Below are 22,121 nucleotides of genomic sequence, written 5' to 3'. Positions count from 1 at the left end.
GGGGGAGCGGGACTCTTTGGCGGTGAGGGGTTTAGGCCTGAGCGCCTCGCTTGAGCGCAACAGCGGCTGCTTCCCGGACGCCATCAGCCACGATCATCTCGGCGTACTCCACCACGCGATCGCGGAACGCTTGCTGCCCGACGAGGTCGTCGGGGAACACTCCGGAATCCAGGATGGCCTCGACGTGCTCTCGCACCGAGGTGGCCTGTGCGGTGGCCGCCTTGAGGAGGTCCGCCTTGGGCTCAATCATCGCGTCGGCGATCGGGCCCGGTTCGAAACCGCGCGGAGGAATGCAGCAGCACATCCAGGCGCTGACGGTCAACGCCAGTTGCTCGGGCATCCGTCCCTGCGCGAGCGCGGTGAGTGCCGGGATCGGGACACGCTGGAGAAGCTTGGTCGAACCGTCCGACCCAACGCGAGAGGTCTTGTCCCCTAGAACCGTGTTGCTCCAACGACGGAACAAACTGTCGATGTACTCCTGGGGATCGAAGTTGGCCGGAAGGTCGATGCTGGGAAGGTAGTCCACTTCGAGCGCCTGGCGCGTGGCGTCGGCGATGAACTGCTGTGCCCGTGAGTCCGGGATCGTCTCCTGGCGATCCAGGCCGCCCAGGTACGCGATGAGCGAGTGTCCCCCGTTGAGGAGGCGGAGCTTGACCAGTTCGTACTTCTCGACTTCGTCGGAGAAGATCGCTCCGGCCGCTTCCCACTTCGGACGCCCAGCCGCGAACTTGTCTTCAATGACCCACATCGTGAACAGTTCCGCGGGCACCGGCGCCTCGTCGTGCAGGCCCAGCGCCTCCTCCACCTCGGCTTTGGTCCCCTCCGTGGGCGCGGGCACGATGCGATCCACCATGGCGTTCGGGAAGGTGACGTGGCCGTCCAACCATGCCAGGAACTCGTCACTGGAGTGTGCGGCCTCAGCAAACTGAAGGACGGCCGCACGCGTGGTGTTGCCCGCAGACAGCAGATTGTCGCAAGACAGCACCGTCATGGGAGCAGCATTGGCCGCGAAACGCGCGGTCAGTCCCGCCACGATTTGCCCCAACGGCGTCGTGGGCTCGGCACCCTCGGCCAGGTCGGCCTTGATGTCGGGCGACTCCACGTCCAGCTTTCCCGTGCGGCCATCGAGGTGATAGCCGTTCTCCGAGATGGTCAGCGTGATGATCTTGTGTGCAGGATCAGCGACGGCTTCGATGATGGCTGGCCCATCCTCGGCGGCGACCAAGAAGCGCCGATGGACGTCCACCACGTCGACATGTTCCGCCTCGGGGTCCAGCGTGACAACGCTGTAGAGGCCGTCTTGCGCCTCCAGCGCGGAGGTGACCTTGCGGGAGCGATTCGCGATCCCGACGATGCCCCAGTCTCCCGGCTCGGCGGCCATGGCCAATGCCGTATTCACGGCCGCGTGAGCGCGATGGAAGTTGCCGAGCCCAAAGTGAATGATGCCGGTGCGCTCCGGCGCGGAAGCTCCGAGGATCGCCTCCCGGTTCACGTTGAGGCGATTGAGTTGCTCGGTCATGCTCGTTGATCACCAATCCGTTTCAAGCCGCCAAACGCGGCTGCGACTGCGACTGCGAGAAAAGTTGCTGCGATTGGAGTCCTGACGACACCCCATCGGGACGTCCGCGTTCTCCACCTCCAGCCGCGCGTCACGTCGTGGGCGCCCCAGGCTGGCGGTTCTCTCAACGTAACACCCCCGTCCCCGCTGGCCAGGGGTGTTGCCCCGGTTGTCCGGGACGAGCCGTGCACACGCCGGACGCCGGACACCGGACACCGGACACCGGCGTCAGGATCGGTCCGCAGTACCCCCCTGGTCCGCACTACCCAATACAGTCGTCGGGTGCCTGACCTGATTGCGACGTTCGGCTGGCCGCTGTTGGCCGCGATGGCGGCTGGAGCGGTCATCATCGGCTTCTCCAAGACATCGTTTGGTGGCGTCGCCGCCATCGCTGTGGCCGTCTTCGCCTGGGGAATGCCAGCGAAGGAGTCGACCGCCACCGTTTTGCTGTTGCTTCTCGTCGGCGACGTCGTCGCCGTCAGCCGATACCGCACTGTGTCCTGGGCGTTGCTGCTGCGCTTGTTGCCCAGCGTGCTGCCTGGCTTGGCGCTAGGGGCCCTCTTCATGTCAGTGGTAGATGACGTAGTGATGCGCCGCACCATTGGAGGGCTGCTGGTCGTGATGGTCCTGCTGCAGTTGTGGCAGCGCCGCCGACGAGACTCCCCTCACGAGACGGCAGCCATGCCGGCCCTGGCGAGCGCCGACGAAGCCTCGCCGCAGCGCCTCTCGCCTACCCCCCGGTGGGGCAGGGCCGTGCTGACGGGTGGCGCGGCCGGTTTTGCGACGATGACGGCGAACGCCGCGGGCCCCGTCATGGCGCTGTACTTCCTGGCGTCCCGGGTGGACAAAGCCCGCTTCATCGGTACCAACGCTTGGTTCTTCTTTCTCGTCAACCTCTCCAAGACACCTTTCACCGTAGGCCTCGGGCTCTACTCCCCCACGAACCTGACCTTGGTTGCACTCCTCATTCCTGCCGTCCTCCTGGGCACCCTCGCGGGTGTGTGGGTCATCGGGAAGGTCACCCAGCGCCAGTTTGAGGTCGTCACGATTACCGCGTCGGGCTTGGCCTCCCTGGCGCTGCTGTTGCGCTAATCCCTGGCACCTTGCATGGCCGGGGGCGCCGGGCATGGCCGTGGCACGCCAACTCAGAACCCCGCTTGCTCCCCCAGACTTCGACCGCTTTCGGGGTAGGAGGCAGTGTCCGCTTCGGCCACCGGTCTGTCACTCGTAGGGCCAAGGCCCCATCGACCATCGGAGAGCGGGCGCGCCCAACCGGCGTCGGCGAGACCGACCAAGGCCGCCATGACCTCAGGGAGCGGCATTCCGGCCCTCAGGGAGATCTCGCCTGCATCCCGCCCGCCCCGCAAAGGGAGCGCTTCGAAAACAGCCTTTGCCTGGTCTGACAGCGAATCCAGCAGTCGACCGCGCCGTTCCCGCTGTGGCATCACCTCCCCGAGGGGGTGAATGAGTTCGAGCACGTCATCGATGCATGTGACCAGCGTCGCCTCTCCCTCGCGAATGAGCCGATGCGGGGTGACGGAAGTGGCGCTGGTGACGGGCCCTGGAACGGCCATCACAACGCGGCCACACGCGGTGGCCCACGAGGCCGTGTTTCGCGCCCCGCTGCGCAGCGAGGCTTCGACGATGACCGTGCCTGCCGACAAAGCGGCGATGAGCCGATTCCGGACCAGGAAACGCCGTCGGGTCGGGTGCTCCCCCACCCGCACTTCTGACACGATGCAGCCTGATTCGGCGATGTCGTCCAACAGGCGCCGATGCGCCCGAGGGTAGGCCTCGTCAACGCCCCCAGCCACCACGGCAACGGTCGATCCCTGGGATGCAAGAGCCCCGCGGTGGGCCGCAGCATCGATTCCATAGGCCGCCCCCGAGACGACACAACACCCACGCTCAGCCGCCGCACCGGCCAGTTCCGCAGCCACCCTCTCGCCGTAGGGACTCGCGGCCCTGGCTCCGACCACCGAGACGGCGTCTCTGGTCATAGGGCCCAGCGCGCCGTTTCCTTTCACCCATAACCCCAGAGGCGTCCCTCCCCAGTCGCGGACCGGGTCTGCCGCGGCAAGATCACCCAGCGCCGCCGGCCACTGTGCGTCACCGGGAATCACAAATCGAGCCGCCGCCTTCTGGGCTTGTTGAGTGACGTGTTCGAGGTTCAAAGCGTGGGCGCGATTGCGCCATGCCCCCGGCGGGCCGTCCTGGCGCAGGCGCTCCCAGATCTCCTCGACACAGTAGGTTTCCAGCAGTTGAGCCAACTGGAGGTCGCCCGGCTCGACGACACAACTCAGCGCCAAGCGCGCCATACGCTCCTCGTGGGTCGCACTCATGACACCACCCCCGCCTGGTCCTCGCCCCGACGCAGTGCGATCGCCGCGCGAACATGATCGAGCCGCGGCCGATCCGCGCCGTTAAGGTCGGCGATCGTCCACGCAAGTCGCAGGACCTTGTCCAGCCCACGCAGGCTGAGCAGCCCGCGCGTCATCGTCGCTTCGAGGAGGTCCACTCCCTCCGGACGGGGCAAAGACGTCCGCAGGACTGATCCGGGCACTTCTGCGTTCGTCCGACACCCCACCGGCTCGAGGCGCACGCGCTGACGCTCGCGCGCCTCGGCCACACGGGCCGCGACGGCAGCGCTCGGCTCGCCGGTGGAGCCCGCCGCACGCAAGTAGGACTTCGTCATCGGGCGTAGGGGCGCAATGATGTCGACGCGGTCAAGGATCGGCCCGGAGAGCCGTGCGCCGTAACGCCGGACCGCCATCGGCGTGCATTCACAGTGAACTCCGGCTTGGCCCGCATGCCCGCACGGGCAAGGATTGGCGGCGAGCACGAGTTGGAATCGTGCCGGATAGCTCGTACTGGCCAACGAGCGGGCCAGTTCGACTCGCCCCGATTCCAAGGGTGTTCGCAAAGCGTCGAGTGCGCGCGGACTGAACTCTGGCGCTTCGTCCAAGAAGAGGATGCCGCGATGGGCGAGCGAGATCGCGCCAGGCTGGGCGATCCGAGCGCCGCCTCCCACCATCGCTGCCACCGAAGCCGAATGGTGCGGGGCGGAGAAGGGGGCACGGCGCGACAACTGGGTGCCGAGCGCAAGCCCGCTGACGGAACGAATCGCCGCCACCTCCAGGGCTTCCGAGGGGGACAACTCGGGAAGGATCCCGGGGAGTCGTTCGGCCAAGAGCGTCTTGCCCACACCCGGTGGCCCCGTCAAGAACACGTGGTGGCGCCCTGCAGCGGCCACTTCGATGGCCCAACGCGCCTCCAACTGCCCAGCTACATCCACCAGATCCCACTGGTGTTCCTCCACCGTCTCGGCGGGCTCTGGCGCGGGCAAAGGTACTTCCCCTCCACGCAGCCACGTCGCGACATCGTGGAGAGTGTTCACTCCCACCACTTCGATGCCCTCGACGAGACTGGCCTCATGGACGTGCGCGGCCGGAACCACGGCACGCGTGAACCCGGCGTTCGCTGCGGCGAGCACGGCCGGAAGAACTCCCCGGACAGAACGAACGCGCGCGTTCAAACCCAGTTCCCCCAAGAAGACCGTCCCTTGGAGGCGTCCCGCCGGGAGCAAGGTCGCTGCTGTCAGGACCGCGGCGGCGATGGCGATGTCGAAGTGGGTTCCTGCCTTGGGCAGCGAGGCCGGGCTCAGATTGATCGTGACGCGCTGGTCGGGCCAGGTGAACCCGGCCTGGGTGAGTGCAGCACGACAGCGATCACCAGCCTCGTGCAGGGCCGCATCGGGAAGGCCGACGATGACCGTGCGAGGTAGGCCGCCACCCACGACCGCCTCCACGTCCACCACCGTGGCGTCCATGCCGATGAGCCCCACGCTCTGCGCTAGCCCGAGTTTCATCGCGCGATCCCCCGCTCATGGGTCACACTCGCCGTGCCGTCGCGATGCCACAAGACACCGACCGCGTCGATGCGGAGGCGAGTGACGGGTTGGTCGTGTTCCTTCACCCACGCGGCGGTCAGCTGTCGCAGACGCTGCGCCTTGGCGTGAGTGATGGCCTCCAACGGGGTTCCATAGCCGTGCCCGGTGCGGGATTTCACCTCGCACACCACCACCGTCCCGTCAGGTTGGCGGCAGATCAGATCCAGTTCGCCGTATCGGCAACGCCAGTTGCGCGCCAGGACGGACCAGCCCAGCCGCGTGAGATAACGGGCGGCCAACTCCTCGCCCCGGGCCCCGATGCCACGTCGTTCATCCACGAACTCACGTTGGGCGCTCCCACGCGTGGCGCGTCACGATCACGCTGGCCTGTGGACGACCAGCAGGACATCTGGCCCCCCTTGTGGATCGTGAGAGGTCTACAGGCTGTCGGGAACCTGCAGTTCCGAATGCGTAATCTCCTCGATCGACACATCGCGGAAGGTCAACACCTTGGCTGACTTCACGAAACGAGCGGGCCGGTACATGTCCCACACCCAGGCGTCCCCCATGGACACCTCGTAGTAGACGTCGCCGCCCTCGGTGCGCACCTTCAGATCCACGGCGTTGCACAGGTAAAATCGGCGCTCGGTCTCCACGGCATACGTGAAGATGCCCACGACGTCCTTGTACTCGCGGTACAGCTGCAACTCCAGCTCGGACTCGTACTGCTCTAGATCGTCGGTGCTCATGACCGTTTCAGCTTAGTGGTTCGCGCCACATTGTCCCAAGCCTGACGATGAATCGCGCACGGGCCCTGCTCGTCCAGTTCCGACTGATGCAGCGCCGTGCAATATCCCTTGTGGACGTCGAATTGGTACGTGGGGAACTCCGCCGCGTAGTCCACCATGATGCGGTCGCGGGTCACTTTGGCGATGATCGACGCTGCGGCCACCGAGGCAGCCACCGCGTCCCCCTTCCACATCGCCAGTGATGGAGTTCCCAGCCCGTCGACGGGAAAGCCGTCGGTCAAGACGAAATGAGGGCGCGTGTCGAGACGGGCTACGGCACGCCGGAGCGCTTCCACGTCAGCGACATGCATGCCCAAAGCGTCGCACTCCTCGGGCTCCACCCGGACGACCGACCATGCCAACGCTCGTTGCGTGATCTCGGGATACAGCCTCTCCCGACGTGCGGCCGTCAGCTTCTTCGAGTCAGCCAGGCCCTCGATGGGACGCGTCGGCAAGATGACGGCGGCGGCGACCAGCGGCCCGGCGCACGCACCCCGGCCCGCCTCATCCACGCCGGCCACCAGGTCGAACCCGGCTCGCCGCAGCGCCCGCTCGTACCCGTACAGGCCCGCGTCTCGACGGATGATGAAGCTCATCAGCAGGGAGGCAGTTCCCCGGTGATCACCGGCCGTTCGGGAGCCGGTGACGCTGGGGCGGGGATACCGCCGAAAACAGTGGGAGTGGAGAAGGTCCGCCATCGCTCGAAGGGGAAGAGTGTGACCGCAGCCACGCCCACCACAGAATCTCGTGAAGGGAACCCGCCCAGGTTCGTCACGCCCAGAGCATTCTCGGAAAGATGACAACGTGAGTCGGCCGACGCCTCCCGGTGATCACCCATCACAAAGATGCGCCCGGCAGGCACGACGACATCGAAGGGGTACAGCGAGGGCGCGTTTTGGACCCCGGCATCGTCGGTGTAGAGGTACGCCGTTTCGTCGAGAGCGGCCCCATTCACCGTGATGCGTCCATCAACGTCACAGCAGACGACCCTGTCGCCGGCCGTCCCGATGACCCGCTTGATCAGGTGTCCAGCGGAGGGATCCGGCATCAGGCCGAGGAAGATCAGCGCATCCTGCCATGGCTCATGGGCGAATCGGTCCGGGTTACCCAGCCATTCCAAGTCGTCACGAAACACGACGACGTCGCCGCGCTGGAAGGGAGTGACCTTCTGCACGGCGACGCGATCGTTGATATTCAAAGTGGACTCCATGGAGCCCGATGGGATGAGGAAGACCTGGACGAGGAAGAGCCGGAGCAAGGTGGAGGCAATCAAAGCCCCTACCACGACGATTGCCGTCTCCTTCAGGAAACCGCCCACGCCATTGCCACGCTCCTCGTCCACGCGATCCCCTCCTGACGCGATCAGCGGTCGCGCTTCTCCTTGATCTTGGCAGCCTTGCCGTGAAGACCACGCAGGTAGTACAGCTTGGCGCGCCGCACGTCACCGCGCCGCTCCACCTCGATCTTGTCGATGATCGGGGAGTGCAGCGGGAAGGTGCGCTCAACACCCGTGCCGAAGGAGACCTTGCGGACGGTGAACGCCTCACCGATCCCGCGGCCGTTGCGCGCGATGACCGCGCCAGCGAAGACCTGGATACGCGAACGCGTGCCTTCAACCACCTTCACGTGCACCTTGACCGAGTCGCCGGGGCGGAAGTCAGGAAGGTCATCGCGGAGCTGGGAGGCGGCGATGTCCGCCACGAGCTTGTTCATTGGATTCGTCCTCGCCGGTGCCACAGGTCACCTCATATTGATGTTCGTCTGCCATGCCGCGCCAACCCCCTGTGGCAGGAGCGCGTGCACAACCTGCACAAGTTTGCCACACCGCACTCCACTTGGCGAACCAGTTCCTTTCCATTCCTGGGGGCAGGCCCTCTCGCCGTGGAAGGCGGACCCCGGTGCGGGGCCCGCCTTCCTCACGTCAGTGCCGTGGTGACGTCGCGTCACCTCAAGACGCATCCTCCAGCGCCGTAAGAGACCGCCCTGCCGTCTCAGGCGTCACGAAGGTGGTCGCGAAGGTGATGAGGGAGAGCACCAGCGAGTAACCGCCCACGACCCACCAGGCATGGCCGGTCACAGCCAGCAACGATGCACCCAGCAAGGGGGCGATCCCGCCTGCCAACACCGCAGAGATCTCGCGGGACATGGCCACACCGGTGTATCGGTGGGTGTTGCCGAAGAGTTCAGGCAGCAGCGCGCACTGCGGCCCGAGCATTGCCTGGACACCGATGCCGATACCGGCCGACATGACGACGAACACTAGCCAGGTCTGCCCCAAGGTGAGCAAGTAGAAGGCGGGCAGAGCGATGATCGCCTGGAAGAGCGCACCGAAACGGTAGACGCGCACCCGTCCGTACTTGTCCGACAGGAAGCCAAACACAACGACCATGATCGCCGACACGACGGCCGCGATGACGGCCCCCAGCGGACCGGGGTTCTGGCCCTTGTAGACCGCCATGCCCCCGATGAACGACAACAGCAAGGCGGAGTAGATCGACGAGTTCCCGTTCTCGGCCATGCGCAACCCGATGCCGATGAGGATGTTCTTGCGCGAGGTCCGCAGCGCTTCCCCGAGCCCCATCTTGACCGGCTCTTCACCGTCTTCGCGCTCGAGGACCTCGAACGTCGGAGACTCCTTCAGCTTCAAGCGAATCCAGACCGCGACCAGGACCAGGATTGCGCCCAGCAGGAAGGGAAGGCGCCACAACCAACCGAAGAGAACCTCGTGGGGCGCCAAGGCGATGAGCGCGAAGGTGCCCGCACCCAGCACGGTGCCGAGTTGGATGCCGACGAACGGCAACGAGGCGAAGAAGCCACGGCGTCGAGGGGGTGCGAACTCAGAGATGAGAACCGTCGCCCCGGCCTGCTCGGCACCGGCGCCGAGACCTTGCAGGATGCGCAGCACTACCAGGAGCACCGGCCCCACCATGCCCGCCGCCGCGTAGGTGGGGAGGCAGCCGATGAGGAAGCTGGATCCACCCATGAGGGCGATGGTGATGATCAGGATGGATTTGCGGCCAACTTTGTCGCCGAGGTGGCCGAAGACCAAACCGCCGATCGGGCGGGCCGCGAACCCCACCGCATAGGTGCCGAAGGCTGCGATGGTTGCTCCGGCATCCCCGAGGGGGCCGAAGAACAAGGGTCCGAAGATCAGCGCGGTGGCCAGACCGTAGATATAGAAGTCGTAGTACTCCAGCGCGGACCCGACGGAGGACGCGAGTGTGGCGCGTCGAAGTTGGTCAGGGTCGACGTGGTGCTCTTCCTGCGCAGCCGGAGTTGAGGCGAGGGGCATCGAGGTTCCTTTCGAGCGTTTCTACGCCGGAAGCCTCATGGCCGCGGGTGAGCCACAACGATCACCGACCCCCTCAGTATGCACTCTCTATCGAACAGCGCACAGTAGATCGAACACATTCGACGATCTCATGTGTTCACGGGCGAACCACCATGGCGAGAGGCCAGTCCCGAAGACGGCGTGGCCTCCCCCGCACCCGTGGACGACATGGGATTCCCCAGGGCCCGAGCCACTTCGCGCAACCCGGCGACCATACGGATCCGACGCTCGGTGGTTGCCTCCCAGTCCAGCAACGTGACCGACACCGCCAGCATCGGGCTGCGCACCCCTCGTGTCGGCACCGTGACGGCCAGGCCAACGACATGGTCGGCGGCCTCCCCCTCATCCACGGCAAAGCCACGCTCCCGGGTCGCGCGAAGATCGTCCAGCAAGGCGGGGAGTTCCCTCATCGTCTTCGCGGTAGCGACCTCCAGCCGTGGCAACCCGTGAAAGATGCGCCTGACCTCGGCGTCATCCAGACGTGCCAACAGGGCCTTTCCCTGGGCCGTCGCATGGGCCGGGAACTTGTCGCCGATACCGGAGGTCAGTCGCAGTGCCGGGTGCCCCTCGTAGCGGGCGACGCACAAGGTGTCGATCCCCGCCAAGACGTTGAGCCGTAGTGTTTCGTGGCGAAAGAGCTCTGAACTGCTACACACGTCGTAGAACTCCGTGACCTGATCCATGCGAGCGAGGTAAGCCCCGCCCAACTCGACGCTGCGACGCCCCAGGCGATAGCCAATGTCTTCGCGATGAATGAGCTTGCCAGCCTCCAGTGCTAGGCAGATGGCGCTTGCGGAGGACTTCGGGATTCCCACCTCTCGGGCAAGATCCGACAGGGTGAGAAAGCCGGTGGGGCTGTCCGCCAACGCGTCCAAGATCCGCACCGCGCGGATCACCGCCGGGGCCGATCCTGCTGGAACCTCGTCGCTGCCGGAGCGGGCGGGCATGTGCTCTCCTGTCGTGCTCATCTTCCACGGCGGGTAGGCGCAACCGAACAGTCCGAGTCAGGCGCGGGCGTCCTTGCCGATGGGCTCAGGCTACCGAGTCCACCCGCGGAGCGGTCGCGAACGGCAACAGCGCAGCAACGAGAGGCCAAACGCCAACGGCGCCGTCCCCTTACGTCGGGAACGGCGCCCTTGGCGCAATGAGGTGATCGAATCAGCGCTTGAACAGCGACTTCATCAAGTCACGGTTGAGTTGGCTGATGGTGTCCAGCGGGATCTGCTTGGGGCAGACCGCCGCACACTCACCGATGTTGGAGCAGCCACCGAAGCCCTCGTCGTCATGCTGGGCGACCATGGTCCGCACGCGCGTGTACCGCTCGGGCTGGCCCTGCGGCAGCATCGCCAGGTGCGTGATCTTCGCGGACGTGAACAACATGCCCGAACCATTCGGGCACGCCGCCACACAGGCGCCACACCCGATGCAGGTCGCTGCGTCGAACGCACGATCCGCCTCGGCCTTGGGCGCCGGCACCGAGTGGGCTTCAGGGGCCGATCCGGCATTGACGCTGATGAAGCCGCCCGCCTGGATGATCCGGTCGAAGGCCGTGCGGTCTACCACCAGGTCCTTAATGACCGGGAAAGCACCCGCCCGCCACGGCTCCACGTCGATCGTCGCCTCGTCAGCGAACGACCGCATGTGCAACTGGCACGTGGTGGTCGGCACCGGGGACGCGGACCGGCCGTGGGCGGCACCGTTGATGACGACGCCACACATACCGCAGATACCTTCGCGGCAGTCGTGGTCGAAAGCCACCGGCTCTTCGCCCTTGACCGTGAGGTCCTCGTTCAGCAGGTCGAGCATTTCGAGGAACGACATGTCTTCAGAGACACCCTCGACCCGGTACGACACCATCTTGCCCGGCGTTTGGGCATTCGGCTGCCGCCAGACTCGCAGGTTGATGTTCACTTGTAGCTCCTCTGCTTCAGCTCGATGAACTCGTAGTCGAGCGGTTCCTTGTGCAGGACCGGCTTGCTGCCTTCGCCGCCGAACTCCCACGCCGCGACGTAGAGGTACTCGTCATCGTGACGCAGCGCCTCGCCTTCCTCGGTCTGGGACTCGGCCCGGAAGTGACCGCCACAGGACTCGCGGCGGTGCAGGGCGTCCACGCACATGAGTTCGGCCAACTCGAAGAAGTCGGCAACGCGGCCCGCGCGCTCGAGGGTCTGGTTGAAGTCCTCGTTCACGCCGGTGACCTTGACGTCGGACCAGAACTCCTCGCGAAGCTCACGGATGCGCCCGATCGCGTAGGTCAGACCCTCCTGGGTACGCTCCATGCCGCAGTACTCCCACATGATGTTGCCCAGTTCCTTGTGGAAGCTGTCAACTGTGCGGGAACCGTCGATGGACAGCAGTCGGTTGACGCGGTTCTTCACGTCGTTGACCGCCTCCACCACTGCGGGATCATCGGCACCCAGCGGGGCGAAAGGCGCACCAGCAAGGTAGTCGTTGATCGTGTTCGGCAGGACGAAGTAGCCATCGGCCAGGCCCTGCATCAGCGCGGACGCGCCGAGGCGGTTGGCACCGTGGTCGGAGAAGTTCGCCTCGCCCGTCACGTACAGGCCGGTCAGGTTGCTCTGCAGGTCGTAATCAACCCACAGGCCGCCCATCGTGTAGTGCACGGCCGGGTAGATGCGCATCGGCGTCTCGTACGGGTTCTCACCCGTGATCTGCGCGTACATGTCGAAGAGGTTGCCGTACTTCTTCTCCACGGCATCGCGGCCGAGCCGCTCGATGGCCGAGGCGAAGTCGAGGTACACGCCACGACGACGGGAGACCGTCTCGCCGGTGCGGTGGTTGACCTCTTCGACGGCCGGGCCGACGCCGCGTCCTTCGTCACACATGTTCTTGGCCTGGCGCGACGCGATGTCACGGGGAACCAGGTTGCCGAACGCCGGGTAGATCCGCTCCAGGTAGTAGTCGCGGTCCTCCTCGGCGATCTGGCGAGGATCCTTCGTGCAATCCTCAGCCTTCTTAGGCACCCAGATGCGACCGTCGTTACGCAGCGACTCCGACATCAGCGTGAGCTTGGACTGGGTGTCGCCGTGCACCGGGATGCAGGTCGGGTGGATCTGCGTGAAGCACGGGTTCCCGAAGTAGGCGCCCTTGCGGTGGGCGCGCCACGCGGCGGTGGCGTTGCAGCCCATCGCGTTCGTCGACAGGAAGAACACGTTGCCGTAGCCACCCGTGGCCAGGACGACCGCATCGGCGGTGTAGGCCTCGATGGCGCCGGTCACCATGTTCCGGGTGACGATGCCTCGTGCACGCCCCTCCGACATGATGATTTCCATCATCTCGTGGCGGGTGTACATCGTGACCGTGCCCGCCGCCACCTGACGCTCCAGGCTCTGGTAGGCGCCGATCAGCAGCTGCTGGCCGGTTTGGCCGCGCGCGTAGAACGTGCGCTGCACCTGAACGCCACCGAACGAACGGTTGTCGAGCAGGCCGCCATATTCGCGAGCGAAGGGGACGCCTTGCGCGACACACTGGTCGATGATGTTGGCGCTGACCTCAGCGAGCCGGTAGACGTTCGTTTCACGGGCGCGGTAGTCGCCGCCCTTGACGGTGTCGTAGAACAGCCGCATCGTCGAATCGTTGTCGTTGCGGTAGTTCTTGGCGGCGTTGATGCCACCCTGAGCTGCGATGGAGTGCGCGCGGCGCGGGCTGTCTTGGTAGCAGAAGTTCAAGACGTTGTAGCCCGCCTCGCCCAGTGTTGCGGCGGCGGCGCCACCAGCCAGGCCGGTGCCGACCACGATGATGGACAGCTTGCGACGGTTAGCCGGGTTGACGAGCTTGGCCTCGAACTTACGCTGAGACCACTTGCGCTCGATCGGACCGGCGGGAGCCTTGGTGTCGCGGATATCCGCGCCCACCTCGAAGAAATCAGTAATGGTCGACATCAGTTAATCCACCCCAAGAGAACGGCCACCGGCATGATCATGAATCCGACGAACAACACCACCGCAATGACCCACGCGAGACCGTCGAGGAATCGACGGGCACCCGGGGAGGTGTTCGCACCGAGCGTGGTCAGCGCACTCCAGACACCGTGGCGGACGTGCATGCACACCGCAACGATCCAGATGGCGTAGGCCAGCACGAGCCACCACTGCTGGAAGCTCAAGACGACCATCTCGTAGGGAGAGGTGCCAGGCGTGAAGCCGGGGGTCACGGCCTGGACGGTGAACTGCAGCAGGTGGAAGACCAGGAAGCCCACGATGATCACGCCGCCCCACCGCATCGTGCGGGCTGCGTAGGTCTCCTGGATGCGGTCCGTGGTCACGTACTTCGTGCTGCGGGCACCGTGCGCACGCCCGGTGAGGACGGCCGCCGCGTACATGTGCGCGGCAATGCACGCCAGCAGGACGAAGCGGAAGATCCAAATGAACCAGCCCTGGGGAAGCAAGGGGTAGAGCAGGTCGGTCTTGAGCCAGTGCGCGTAGTGATCGAAGACCTCAGCGCCCAAGAACGCTTTGAGGTTTCCGTACATGTGCATGAGCAGGAAGCCGATCATGACCAGGCCGGTGATGGCCATGAGGGCCTTCAGCGCCACTGTCGACCGGACTGCTCGCTGTCGAGGAGTCAGTGTTGTTGTCGCCACGGGCCCCACTCTAGACAACTTGCACCCCCCGCGTTGCCTTGCGCGGACGTTTTGCAGATACCGGGACGAAAACGTCCAAATCAGGGTCCGGCTAGCCTATTTACGCATTGTGTTAGTGACGTAAATCACGCGTTGTCCGCGTCGAGGAGGTCCGGACGGACGGCTGCCGTCCGTTCACGCGATCGCTCCTGACGCCACGCCTCCACACGACCGTGATGCCCCGACAAGAGCACCTCGGGAACATCCCACCCCCGCCATGAGACAGGTTTGGTGTAGGCGGGGTACTCCAGCAGCCCAGAGCCCACCGCGTGCGACTCCTCCACCAGGCTCTCCGGGTTGCCCACGACCCCGGGCACCAGCCGCACGATCGCCTCCATCATGGCCAAGACGGCGACCTCGCCCCCGTTGAGCACATAGTCGCCGATGCTGACCTCCCGCACCGGCATCCGCGTGGCCGCGTACTGCGCAACCCGTGCATCGATCCCCTCGTAGCGGCCGCAAGCGAACACCACATGGGACGCGGCGGCCCACTCATAGGCGAGCGCCTGGGAGAACGGCTCCCCCGCTGGCGTGGGGATGATCAGGGTCGGCGTCGACCAGGCACGATCAAGGAGGTCGTCGAGCGCTTCACCCCACGGTTCAGGCTTCATCACCATGCCTGCGCCCCCGCCGTATGGGGTGTCGTCGACGGTGTGGTGGCGGTCATGGGTCCATGAGCGTAGGTCGTGCACCTGCCAGTTCACCAAGCCGGCTCGGCGCGCCTTGCCGACCAGCGAAAGATCGAGCGGGGCGAAGTAGTCCGGGAAGATCGTGACAATGTCGGCGTACATCAGCTCTCCTCCGCATCGCTGACTGGCGTCGGCTCATCGGGGTCGCTCAGCAAGCCAATGAGGTCGGCGACCTGGACGAATCCGGAGGCCACGTCCACCACCGGGACGAGCGCGGCTACAAACGGCACCAGCCGTTCGCCCTGGGTGGTGCTCACCACCAACATGTCTTGGGCGGGGAGATGACGGACCTCGCTGATGGCACCCACGCGAACCCCGTTGGCATCCTTCACGCTCAAACCCACCAACTGACGGTCGTAGTAGGCGTCCTCCTCAGCCGGAAGAGCATCCGCGGGAACACGCGCCCACAGGTCGGTGCCGCGCAGCGCTTCAGCCGCCGTGCGGTCGGCCGCGCCAGCCAACCTGATCAGCAGCGTCCCGGAATGCCAGCGCACCGAGGCCAGTTCCCGCGGCTTACCGTCGATCAGGACCGATCCGCCGGCGACGAAGCGCAGGTCGGGATCATCGGTGCGCACCCGCACGCTGACCTCACCACGCAGTCCGTGCGCGCGTCCGATTGTCCCGATAAGGACGTCCTCAAATCCGTCCATCGCCTGCCTTCCGCCTGCTGTGTGGTGTGGGATAACGCCAAACGGCCCCCGGTCGTACGAGGCGAACCTCGTCCGATCCGGGGACCGTGGCGCAGTAAATCAGTGCCGACGTGGGCGTCGGTCGACATCGACGAAGTCGACGCGGACCTGCTCGCGACCAGCCAGCGCACCGATCACGGTGCGCAACGCGCCCGCGGTGCGCCCCTGGCGTCCGATGACTTTCCCGATGTCTTCGGGGTTGACGCGCACCTCAAGGGTGCGCACCCGACGACGTTCCAGGTCAGCCACCGACACGTCGTCGGGGTTGGTAACCAACCCACGGACGAGGTGCTCCAGCGCATCCGCCAGCATGATCAGGCCTCTTCGGCCGCGGCCTCGACGACAGCCTCAGCCTCGTCGACGGCTTCGGTCTCCGCCTCGGCCTCAGCGGCCTTGGCCTTGCGCGAGGTGATCGCGCCCGACGCGGGCTCGTCGTCCGCCTCGGCCAGGGCCTTGTTGAAGGCGGCGAGCTTGTCGGCCTTCTCGGGCTGGGGCTTGATCCCGGAGGGCTCGTTGGTGCCCTTGAACTTCTGCCAGTCACCGGAGAGGGTGAGCAGCTTCACGACGGTCTCGCTCGGCTGCGCGCCGACGCCGAGCCAGTACAGAGCGCGCTCGGACTTGACCTCGATCACCGACGGATCAGACTTCGGCTGGTAGATGCCGATCTCCTCGATCGCGCGGCCATCGCGCTTGGTGCGGGAGTCCATGACGACGATGCGGTACTGCGCGTTGCGGATCTTGCCCATCCGCTTGAGACGAATCTTGACGGCCACGTGTGTGGTTCTCCTGTAGGAACGTGCCCACGCTGTGTGGGCTGACGGGTGAGTGGAATCTCCGCTGTGGGACGGCTTCGGTTCCGCTCGGGTGGACTGTGCAGGCGGGCGTGAGAGGGCACCTGCGCGCACAGCGCATCGTCCATTGTGCCAGACGACCCCGGAATGGGGCGAACGACACCGCCCTAGCCCCGCGAGGACCCGCCCGGTCTGCCACCCAGCGGCCTCCCCGGCTGGCATCAATGCCGGTGATCGCCGCCGTGGTGCTCCTCGGCAGGGGTGATCACCCTGCCCCGCAACACGATGGCGAGCGGGCGGCGCACCTCCTGCAGATCGGCGCGCGGGTCATGCGCGCACACGATCAGGTCTGCTGAGGCCCCCTCGGTGAGCTGCTCGGCACCAAGCCAGGCCCGGGCCCGCCAAGACGCGGCCCCCAGCGCAAACTCCGCCCCACCGACCCGGGCTAGCAAGGCGATCTCATCGGGCAGGATCCCGTGCGCCAGCGTCCCTCCCGCATCGGTTCCCGCATAGATGGGGACGCCTGCGTCGTAGGCCTTGCCGATCGTCTCGAACCGTCGGGCATGCAGGGCGCGCATATGAGCCGCGTAGGTGGGGAACTTCGCGTCCGCAGCCGCAGCGATGCTCGGAAACGTCTCGATGTTGATGAGCGTGGGCACCAAGGCGACGCCTCGTGACGCCATCAGGGCAATCGTGGCGTCGTCGAGACCGGTGCCGTGCTCGATCCCGTCGATCCCCGCCTCCACCAGTTCGGCCACGGCTTGCTCGTCGAAGGTGTGAGCCGTGACCCGCGCCCCTTCTTCGTGGGCGGCTGCAATCGCCTGACGGACCGTGTCGACCGGCCACAGCGGACGTAGGTCCCCTGCGTCTCGGTCAATCCAGTCGCCCACCAGCTTGACCCACCCGTCGCCGCGTCGCGCCTGCGTGCGAACTTCGGCCACCACGTCCACGGGGTCGACCTCGACGGCGAAGTTGCGGATGTAGCGCCGAGGACGGGCAATGTGACGTCCGGCTCGGATGATGCGGGGCAGGTCGGCACGCTCGTCGATCCAGTGCGTATCGGCCGGGGAACCAGCGTCGCGGACGAGTAGCGTTCCGGCGTCACGATCGGTGATCGCTTGCCGTTCGGCCGCCGCCGCATCGACCGCCCCGTGGGCGTCGAGCCCGATATGGCAGTGCGCATCGACAAGGCCCGGCATGATCCACGCATCGGTGGCCAACGTCGTGGCACCCCTCACACGTTCGAAGGTGACGGCGCCCTCGACAATCCAGAATTCGACGGGCTCAGCGTCGGGCAGCATGCGACCGGTGACATGAAGCCGCGGTAGCGCATGGGGATCCGCCCCCGCAGGCACATGATGGGTGTGGGCGCCACCTCCATGGCTGTGCGTGACGGAAACGAGCGGCTGGCCCAAAGCTCCGAGCGGGGCGTCATGCTGAGGCATGTCCCCAGCCTGCCCCACGATCACGCGCCAGGTGAACCCTTATCCCTTGTTCTGCTGATTGAGCATCTTTTGCAGTTCGGGCGGCAGTTGGAAGTCCGCCATCGCCGCCTGCAGGTCGGTCTCGTTCGTGGGGACCGGCGTCCCGCTGGCCGCCGGCTCCTGACCGGCACGTCGCGCCGGGTTCCCCGAAACACCGCGGCCCTTCTTCTTGGCCTTCTTCGCTTGCTGCTTGGCGGGGCGACCCATCCCCGGCAGGCCCCCCATGCCTGGCATGCCCGGGAGACCGCCGCCGCGCCCCATCTGCTGCATGAGCTTGCGGGTCTCCATGAAGCGGTTGACCAGGCCATTCACGTCTTGGACGCTCGTGCCCGAACCGTTGGCGATCCGGGAGCGTCGGCTGCCGTTGAGGATGTCGGGCTTGGCCCGTTCAGCCGGGGTCATCGAGTAGATGATGGCCTCGATCCGATCGATCTCACGCTCGTCGATATTCGCGATCGCGTCCTTCATCTGGCCCATCCCGGGCATCATGCCCAAGATCTTGCTCATCGGGCCCATCTTGCGCACGGCCTGCATCTGACCAAGGAAGTCGTCCAGCCCGAATCCCTTGCCCGCCATGAGCTTCTCGGCGGCCTTGCGGGACTGGTCGGCATCAAAGGTCTTCTCCGCCTGCTCGATCAGCGTGAGCAGATCGCCCATGTCGAGGATGCGTGACGCCATGCGGTCGGGATGGAACAGGTCGAAATCGCCCAGCGCCTCACCATTGGACGCGAACATGACCGGCTTCCCGGTGACCTTCGCGATCGACAAGGCGGCGCCACCGCGGGCATCACCGTCCAGCTTCGACAAGACGACGCCGTCGAAGCCCACGCCCTCGGCGAACGCGTTGGCCGTGTTGACCGCGTCCTGGCCGATCATCGCGTCAACGACGAAGAGGATCTCATCAGGGTTGACCGCATCACGGATGTCAGCGGCCTGCTGCATCAGTTCGGCATCAACGCCCAGACGCCCTGCGGTGTCGACGATGACCGTGTCGTAGAACTTGCGCTTGGCCTCCTCGATGGAGGCCCGGGCCACCGAGACCGGGTCGCCGATGCCGTTGCCGGGTTCGGGAGCGAACACCGGCACCCCAGCCCGGCCACCGACCACTTGCAACTGGTTGACAGCGTTGGGTCGTTGCAAATCGGCCGCCACCAGCATCGGCGTGTGCCCCTGCTGGCGTAGCCACAAGCCCAGTTTCCCGGCGAGCGTGGTCTTACCGGAGCCCTGAAGGCCCGCGAGCATGATGACCGTCGGCGGGTTCTTCGCGAAACGCAGCGTGCGCGCCTGACCGCCCAGGATCTCAATGAGTTCCTCGTTGACGATCTTGATGATCTGCTGGGTGGGATTGAGCGCTTGGCTCAGCTCAGCACCCTTGGCGCGCTCCTTGACCGCAGCCACGAACTCCTTGACGACGCCCAGGTTGACGTCGGCCTCCAGGAGCGCGAGGCGAATCTCACGGGCGGTCGCGTCAATATCGGCGTCGGTCAGCCGTCCCTTGCCACGCAAGGAACGGAAGGTCGCCTGGAGACGGTCTTGCAGGGTGTCGAACATGAGTGCCTTACTTCTCGCTCGCGGAACTCGCGCCAGCCTACCGGGTCGTCGTCCCCGCGCCGCCCCGGGCTGAGGAGGTCACGGGAGAGGGCGGTCGTCCAGCGTCCGCTGCAGGAGCACCAGATCCAACCAGCGCGCGAACTTGGCCCCCACCTGCGGCAGTCGGCCGACCTGCGTGAACCCGTGCTTCTTGTGGAGGGCGATGGAGGCGTCGTTCTCGTGGCTCACCGCCGCGATCAGTGCATGGACGCCAGCGTCGCGAGCCGAGTCGATCAGCGCCGCCAGAAGCTGGCTGCCCACGCCGAGCCCGCGCGCCGAGTCGTCCACGTAGAGGGTGTCCTCCATCGTCATGCGGTAGCCATCCTTGGCGCGGAACGGCCCCCAGGAACCCCACCCGATGACGCGCCCATGGAGTTCGGCAACGACCACCGCCTGCCCTGCCTTGGTGCGGGCCTCAAACCATGCCAGGCGCTCCGCAACGGTCTGTGCCGCGGTGTCCCAACTGGCGGTGTTGACGGCGACCGACTGGTTGTAGATGTCCACGATGGACGCGACGTCGTGCGGCGTCGCTGGCCGTAGCGTCGCGGCGTCCTCACTCACCGAGCAGCCCGTCAACGAACCCGTCGGCAGTGAAGGGCGCCAGATCGTCGGCGCCTTCCCCCAGCCCCACGAACTTCACCGGGACGCCCAGTTCGCGCTGCACCTGAACCACGATCCCGCCCTTGGCCGATCCGTCCAGCTTCGACAACACGATGCCGGTTACCCGCGTGACCTCGTTGAACACCCGGGCTTGGATGAGGCCGTTCTGCCCGGTCGTCGCGTCCAGCAGCAGCAGGGTTTCGGTGATCGGGGCTCGCTTCTCGATGACCCGGCGGATCTTGCCCAACTCGTCCATCAGGTTGGACTTGTTGTGGAGGCGTCCGGCTGTGTCGATCAAGACGACATCGACGCCCTTCTCGACTCCGGCGCTGACGGCCTCATAAGCCACCGAGGCCGGGTCAGCCCCTTCGGCGCCCCGGACGGTCTCCACGCCGACGCGGTCACCCCACGTTTGGAGTTGTTCCGCTGCGGCCGCGCGGAAGGTGTCCGCTGCACCGAGCAACACCGTCTTGCCTTCGGCGACCAGCAGGCGCGCCAACTTGCCGACGGTGGTCGTCTTGCCGGTGCCGTTGACGCCGACAACCAGCACGACGGCCGGAAGGCCCTGCTCCGCATCCAGGCGCAGCGTGCGATCCAGGCTGGGATCGGTGAGGGCGATCAGTTCACGCCGCAAGACGCCGCGCGCCCGCTCGGGATCGGCGACGCCATCGATCGACAGTTCGCGGCGCACGTTCTCGACCAGTTCGCTCGTCGGGCCCACACCGAGATCGGAGCCAATCAAGGTTGCTTCGAAGTCGTCCCAGGTGTCCGCGTCCAGCTTGTCGCTGCTAATGATGCCCAGCAACGCCTGGGCCAGCACGTTGCTGGAGCCTGCCAGGCGGCGGCGCAATCGGGTGAGCCGCGTCCCGGCTTCCTCGGGGACGTCCGGAGCGGGGGTTGGAGGCGCGGCTTCCGGGGAAGCCGTCACCGGCGAAGTGTCGGGGCTGCTGGTAGGCAACTCGACACGATGGCTGCGCGTCAGCGAAGCACGCCGACGGCTGACCACGATCGCGGAGACGGCCCCCGCAAGCACAATGACAGCAAGGACGATCCACACGATCAGGTCAACGGGAGGCACACCGCCATCCTAATGGGCCGAAGCTTCACGCCGTCAGCCACGAGAAGGGTGCCCAGACGGGTCAGGCCAACGCCCGACTGCAGGGGACTAGCCGCGTCGACCGCGCCCCAGGTGGACGCGCTGCTGTGCAGGCGTCTGCTCCGGATCAAGCTCTTCGGCACCCCACACGCCGTACGGATCGACGGTGGCGGGCGCGTCAACGGCGGGGGAAGCCAAAGCGGCCGAAACACTCTCGCTCAGTTCTGCCGACGTGGGCCGAGGCGCCGCAGACGAGTCGGCGACGACCGTGAGGGGCGGACGCTCGGCGCCCGAGGTTTCCCGACCGACGTGAGTGCGCTTGCGGTTCTTGCTGCGCTTCCCAGACCGCTGCACGGGCCGCGAGGTGGACGCGTCCGTGTCGGCGTCCGACAGGTTGATCGACGCCGGGGCATCGGCAGGGTTCACGGCTACTGCTCCATCGGGGACCGTTGCGGCAGCAACGGTGCGCGAGGCGTCCTTCTTCGTCGACTGGTCCCGCGGGGTTGTGCGCGCCCCATCCTCAGCAGTGGAGACCACCGCGACTTCGGTCGAAGGCTTGTGCCCTCGTGAGTGTGCGACCATCGACGCCCCGTGCACTGGCGTGGCCTCGCTCTCGGGCTCCTCAGGGACGCTCGCCGACGTCGCCGAAACCGCCGAGCGGGCCGAACGCAGCGAACGCAACTTGTTGGGGAGGTCGCGGGGTGCGTCTTCCATCTCATCGATGAGGTTCATCAGCGCTTTCGGCGGCTCACCTTCACCGTTGAGATGACGCGCAGTGCGGGCCATCGCGTGAGCGATTTCAGGGTGACGCTCCTTACCCGTGCCCTCCATGCCCATCACCACGACAGCGATGATGATGACGGCGAGCACCAAGACGACGAGCAGCGCGAGAATCATGATCGGCATGTGGGGGCACCTCCAGACATCTCCAGTATGCCTGACGCAAAAGGTCGCTCCCCGCCACGTTCATCGGC

At 66.1% G+C, this 22,121-nt stretch carries 23 protein-coding genes; 1 reads left to right on the top strand and 22 read right to left on the bottom strand.

The window, feature by feature from the left end:
- Window positions 1-31 precede the first annotated feature (31 nt).
- Window positions 32-1,519, bottom strand: coding sequence for a mannitol dehydrogenase family protein (locus C1706_RS09070; protein ID WP_129458917.1), 1,488 nt, complete (start codon window positions 1,517-1,519; stop codon window positions 32-34).
- A gap of 321 nt (window positions 1,520-1,840) precedes the next feature.
- On the opposite strand from C1706_RS09070, the gene C1706_RS09065 reads away from it, so the two are divergent.
- A complete protein-coding gene (locus tag C1706_RS09065; protein ID WP_206661058.1) occupies window positions 1,841-2,650 on the top strand; it encodes a sulfite exporter TauE/SafE family protein in 810 nt (269 codons plus the stop codon).
- A 53-nt stretch (window positions 2,651-2,703) separates the two neighbouring features.
- Here the strand turns inward: C1706_RS09065 and dprA are convergent, their stop codons facing one another.
- From dprA to C1706_RS08960, 21 genes are all read right to left on the bottom strand, one after another.
- On the bottom strand, window positions 2,704-3,900 hold the full coding sequence (gene dprA, locus C1706_RS09060; RefSeq protein WP_129458916.1) for a DNA-processing protein DprA: 1,197 nt from the start codon (window positions 3,898-3,900) through the stop codon (window positions 2,704-2,706).
- Complete coding sequence (locus C1706_RS09055; RefSeq protein ID WP_284690561.1) at window positions 3,897-5,426, bottom strand: YifB family Mg chelatase-like AAA ATPase; 1,530 nt, start codon at window positions 5,424-5,426, stop codon at window positions 3,897-3,899. The genes dprA and C1706_RS09055 overlap by 4 nt, the downstream gene beginning before the upstream one ends.
- Window positions 5,423-5,785, bottom strand: a complete 363-nt coding sequence (locus C1706_RS09050; protein ID WP_129458915.1) for a YraN family protein — start codon at window positions 5,783-5,785, stop codon at window positions 5,423-5,425. The genes C1706_RS09055 and C1706_RS09050 overlap by 4 nt, the downstream gene beginning before the upstream one ends.
- 99 nt (window positions 5,786-5,884) lie before the next feature.
- Window positions 5,885-6,196, bottom strand: coding sequence for a DUF2469 domain-containing protein (locus tag C1706_RS09045; protein WP_129458914.1), 312 nt, complete (start codon window positions 6,194-6,196; stop codon window positions 5,885-5,887).
- A complete protein-coding gene (locus C1706_RS09040) occupies window positions 6,193-6,831 on the bottom strand; it encodes a ribonuclease HII (protein ID WP_129458913.1) in 639 nt (212 codons plus the stop codon). Before C1706_RS09040 ends, C1706_RS09045 begins: the two co-directional genes overlap by 4 nt.
- Window positions 6,831-7,577 carry a signal peptidase I gene (lepB, locus tag C1706_RS09035; RefSeq protein ID WP_206661057.1) on the bottom strand — a complete coding sequence of 249 codons (747 nt, stop codon included), beginning with the start codon at window positions 7,575-7,577 and terminating at the stop codon, window positions 6,831-6,833. Before lepB ends, C1706_RS09040 begins: the two co-directional genes overlap by 1 nt.
- Before the next feature lie 20 nt (window positions 7,578-7,597).
- Window positions 7,598-7,948, bottom strand: a complete 351-nt coding sequence (gene rplS / locus C1706_RS09030) for a 50S ribosomal protein L19 (RefSeq protein WP_129458911.1) — start codon at window positions 7,946-7,948, stop codon at window positions 7,598-7,600.
- 235 nt (window positions 7,949-8,183) lie between these two features.
- Window positions 8,184-9,527 carry an MFS transporter gene (locus tag C1706_RS09025; RefSeq protein ID WP_129458910.1) on the bottom strand — a complete coding sequence of 448 codons (1,344 nt, stop codon included), beginning with the start codon at window positions 9,525-9,527 and terminating at the stop codon, window positions 8,184-8,186.
- A gap of 128 nt (window positions 9,528-9,655) precedes the next feature.
- Window positions 9,656-10,513, bottom strand: coding sequence for an IclR family transcriptional regulator (locus C1706_RS09020; RefSeq protein WP_129458909.1), 858 nt, complete (start codon window positions 10,511-10,513; stop codon window positions 9,656-9,658).
- A gap of 211 nt (window positions 10,514-10,724) precedes the next feature.
- Window positions 10,725-11,477 (bottom strand): succinate dehydrogenase/fumarate reductase iron-sulfur subunit, encoded by a 753-nt coding sequence (locus tag C1706_RS09015; RefSeq protein WP_129458908.1) that lies wholly within the window; start codon window positions 11,475-11,477, stop codon window positions 10,725-10,727.
- The gene (locus C1706_RS09010; protein ID WP_129458907.1) at window positions 11,474-13,468 is read right to left on the bottom strand and encodes a fumarate reductase/succinate dehydrogenase flavoprotein subunit; all 1,995 of its coding nucleotides are present in this window, start codon (window positions 13,466-13,468) and stop codon (window positions 11,474-11,476) included. Before C1706_RS09010 ends, C1706_RS09015 begins: the two co-directional genes overlap by 4 nt.
- On the bottom strand, window positions 13,468-14,169 hold the full coding sequence (locus C1706_RS09005; RefSeq protein WP_129458906.1) for a succinate dehydrogenase cytochrome b subunit: 702 nt from the start codon (window positions 14,167-14,169) through the stop codon (window positions 13,468-13,470). Before C1706_RS09005 ends, C1706_RS09010 begins: the two co-directional genes overlap by 1 nt.
- 125 nt (window positions 14,170-14,294) lie before the next feature.
- Window positions 14,295-14,999, bottom strand: coding sequence for a tRNA (guanosine(37)-N1)-methyltransferase TrmD (gene trmD, locus C1706_RS09000; protein WP_129458905.1), 705 nt, complete (start codon window positions 14,997-14,999; stop codon window positions 14,295-14,297).
- Window positions 14,999-15,547: a ribosome maturation factor RimM gene (gene rimM, locus C1706_RS08995; protein ID WP_129458904.1), complete on the bottom strand. Its 549-nt coding sequence runs from the start codon at window positions 15,545-15,547 to the stop codon at window positions 14,999-15,001. Before rimM ends, trmD begins: the two co-directional genes overlap by 1 nt.
- 99 nt (window positions 15,548-15,646) lie before the next feature.
- The gene (locus tag C1706_RS08990; protein WP_129458903.1) at window positions 15,647-15,898 is read right to left on the bottom strand and encodes an RNA-binding protein; all 252 of its coding nucleotides are present in this window, start codon (window positions 15,896-15,898) and stop codon (window positions 15,647-15,649) included.
- 2 nt (window positions 15,899-15,900) lie between these two features.
- On the bottom strand, window positions 15,901-16,359 hold the full coding sequence (gene rpsP / locus C1706_RS08985; protein ID WP_129458902.1) for a 30S ribosomal protein S16: 459 nt from the start codon (window positions 16,357-16,359) through the stop codon (window positions 15,901-15,903).
- A gap of 239 nt (window positions 16,360-16,598) precedes the next feature.
- Window positions 16,599-17,822: an amidohydrolase family protein gene (locus tag C1706_RS08980; protein ID WP_129458901.1), complete on the bottom strand. Its 1,224-nt coding sequence runs from the start codon at window positions 17,820-17,822 to the stop codon at window positions 16,599-16,601.
- A 39-nt stretch (window positions 17,823-17,861) separates the two neighbouring features.
- Window positions 17,862-19,412 (bottom strand): signal recognition particle protein, encoded by a 1,551-nt coding sequence (gene ffh / locus C1706_RS08975; RefSeq protein ID WP_129458900.1) that lies wholly within the window; start codon window positions 19,410-19,412, stop codon window positions 17,862-17,864.
- Window positions 19,413-19,490: 78 nt separating this feature from the next.
- Window positions 19,491-20,012, bottom strand: coding sequence for a GNAT family N-acetyltransferase (locus C1706_RS08970; RefSeq protein WP_129458899.1), 522 nt, complete (start codon window positions 20,010-20,012; stop codon window positions 19,491-19,493).
- Entirely contained in the window at window positions 20,005-21,129 is a 1,125-nt protein-coding gene (gene ftsY / locus C1706_RS08965; protein WP_129458898.1) for a signal recognition particle-docking protein FtsY, read from the bottom strand. The genes C1706_RS08970 and ftsY overlap by 8 nt, the downstream gene beginning before the upstream one ends.
- Before the next feature lie 87 nt (window positions 21,130-21,216).
- Entirely contained in the window at window positions 21,217-22,053 is an 837-nt protein-coding gene (locus tag C1706_RS08960) for a hypothetical protein (protein ID WP_129458897.1), read from the bottom strand.
- Between the last annotated feature and the right edge of the window lie 68 nt (window positions 22,054-22,121).

Source organism: Propioniciclava flava, assembly GCF_004126535.1.
Taxonomy (GTDB): domain Bacteria; phylum Actinomycetota; class Actinomycetes; order Propionibacteriales; family Propionibacteriaceae; genus Propioniciclava; species Propioniciclava flava.
This window is presented reverse-complemented; position numbering and strand designations above follow the sequence as displayed.

Coding starts and splice junctions, on each gene's coding strand:
- C1706_RS09055 (WP_284690561.1), bottom strand. CDS start 5,426: ATGAAACTCGGGCTAGCGCAGAGCGTGGGGCTCATCGGCATGGACGCC.
- C1706_RS09020 (WP_129458909.1), bottom strand. CDS start 10,513: ATGCCCGCCCGCTCCGGCAGCGACGAGGTTCCAGCAGGATCGGCCCCG.
- trmD (WP_129458905.1), bottom strand. CDS start 14,999: ATGTACGCCGACATTGTCACGATCTTCCCGGACTACTTCGCCCCGCTC.
- C1706_RS09070 (WP_129458917.1), bottom strand. CDS start 1,519: ATGACCGAGCAACTCAATCGCCTCAACGTGAACCGGGAGGCGATCCTC.
- C1706_RS08980 (WP_129458901.1), bottom strand. CDS start 17,822: ATGCCTCAGCATGACGCCCCGCTCGGAGCTTTGGGCCAGCCGCTCGTT.
- rplS (WP_129458911.1), bottom strand. CDS start 7,948: ATGAACAAGCTCGTGGCGGACATCGCCGCCTCCCAGCTCCGCGATGAC.
- C1706_RS09040 (WP_129458913.1), bottom strand. CDS start 6,831: ATGAGCTTCATCATCCGTCGAGACGCGGGCCTGTACGGGTACGAGCGG.
- ffh (WP_129458900.1), bottom strand. CDS start 19,412: ATGTTCGACACCCTGCAAGACCGTCTCCAGGCGACCTTCCGTTCCTTG.
- C1706_RS08960 (WP_129458897.1), bottom strand. CDS start 22,053: ATGCCGATCATGATTCTCGCGCTGCTCGTCGTCTTGGTGCTCGCCGTC.
- C1706_RS09045 (WP_129458914.1), bottom strand. CDS start 6,196: ATGAGCACCGACGATCTAGAGCAGTACGAGTCCGAGCTGGAGTTGCAG.
- rimM (WP_129458904.1), bottom strand. CDS start 15,547: ATGGACGGATTTGAGGACGTCCTTATCGGGACAATCGGACGCGCGCAC.
- dprA (WP_129458916.1), bottom strand. CDS start 3,900: ATGAGTGCGACCCACGAGGAGCGTATGGCGCGCTTGGCGCTGAGTTGT.
- C1706_RS09010 (WP_129458907.1), bottom strand. CDS start 13,468: ATGTCGACCATTACTGATTTCTTCGAGGTGGGCGCGGATATCCGCGAC.
- C1706_RS08990 (WP_129458903.1), bottom strand. CDS start 15,898: ATGCTGGCGGATGCGCTGGAGCACCTCGTCCGTGGGTTGGTTACCAAC.
- C1706_RS09025 (WP_129458910.1), bottom strand. CDS start 9,527: ATGCCCCTCGCCTCAACTCCGGCTGCGCAGGAAGAGCACCACGTCGAC.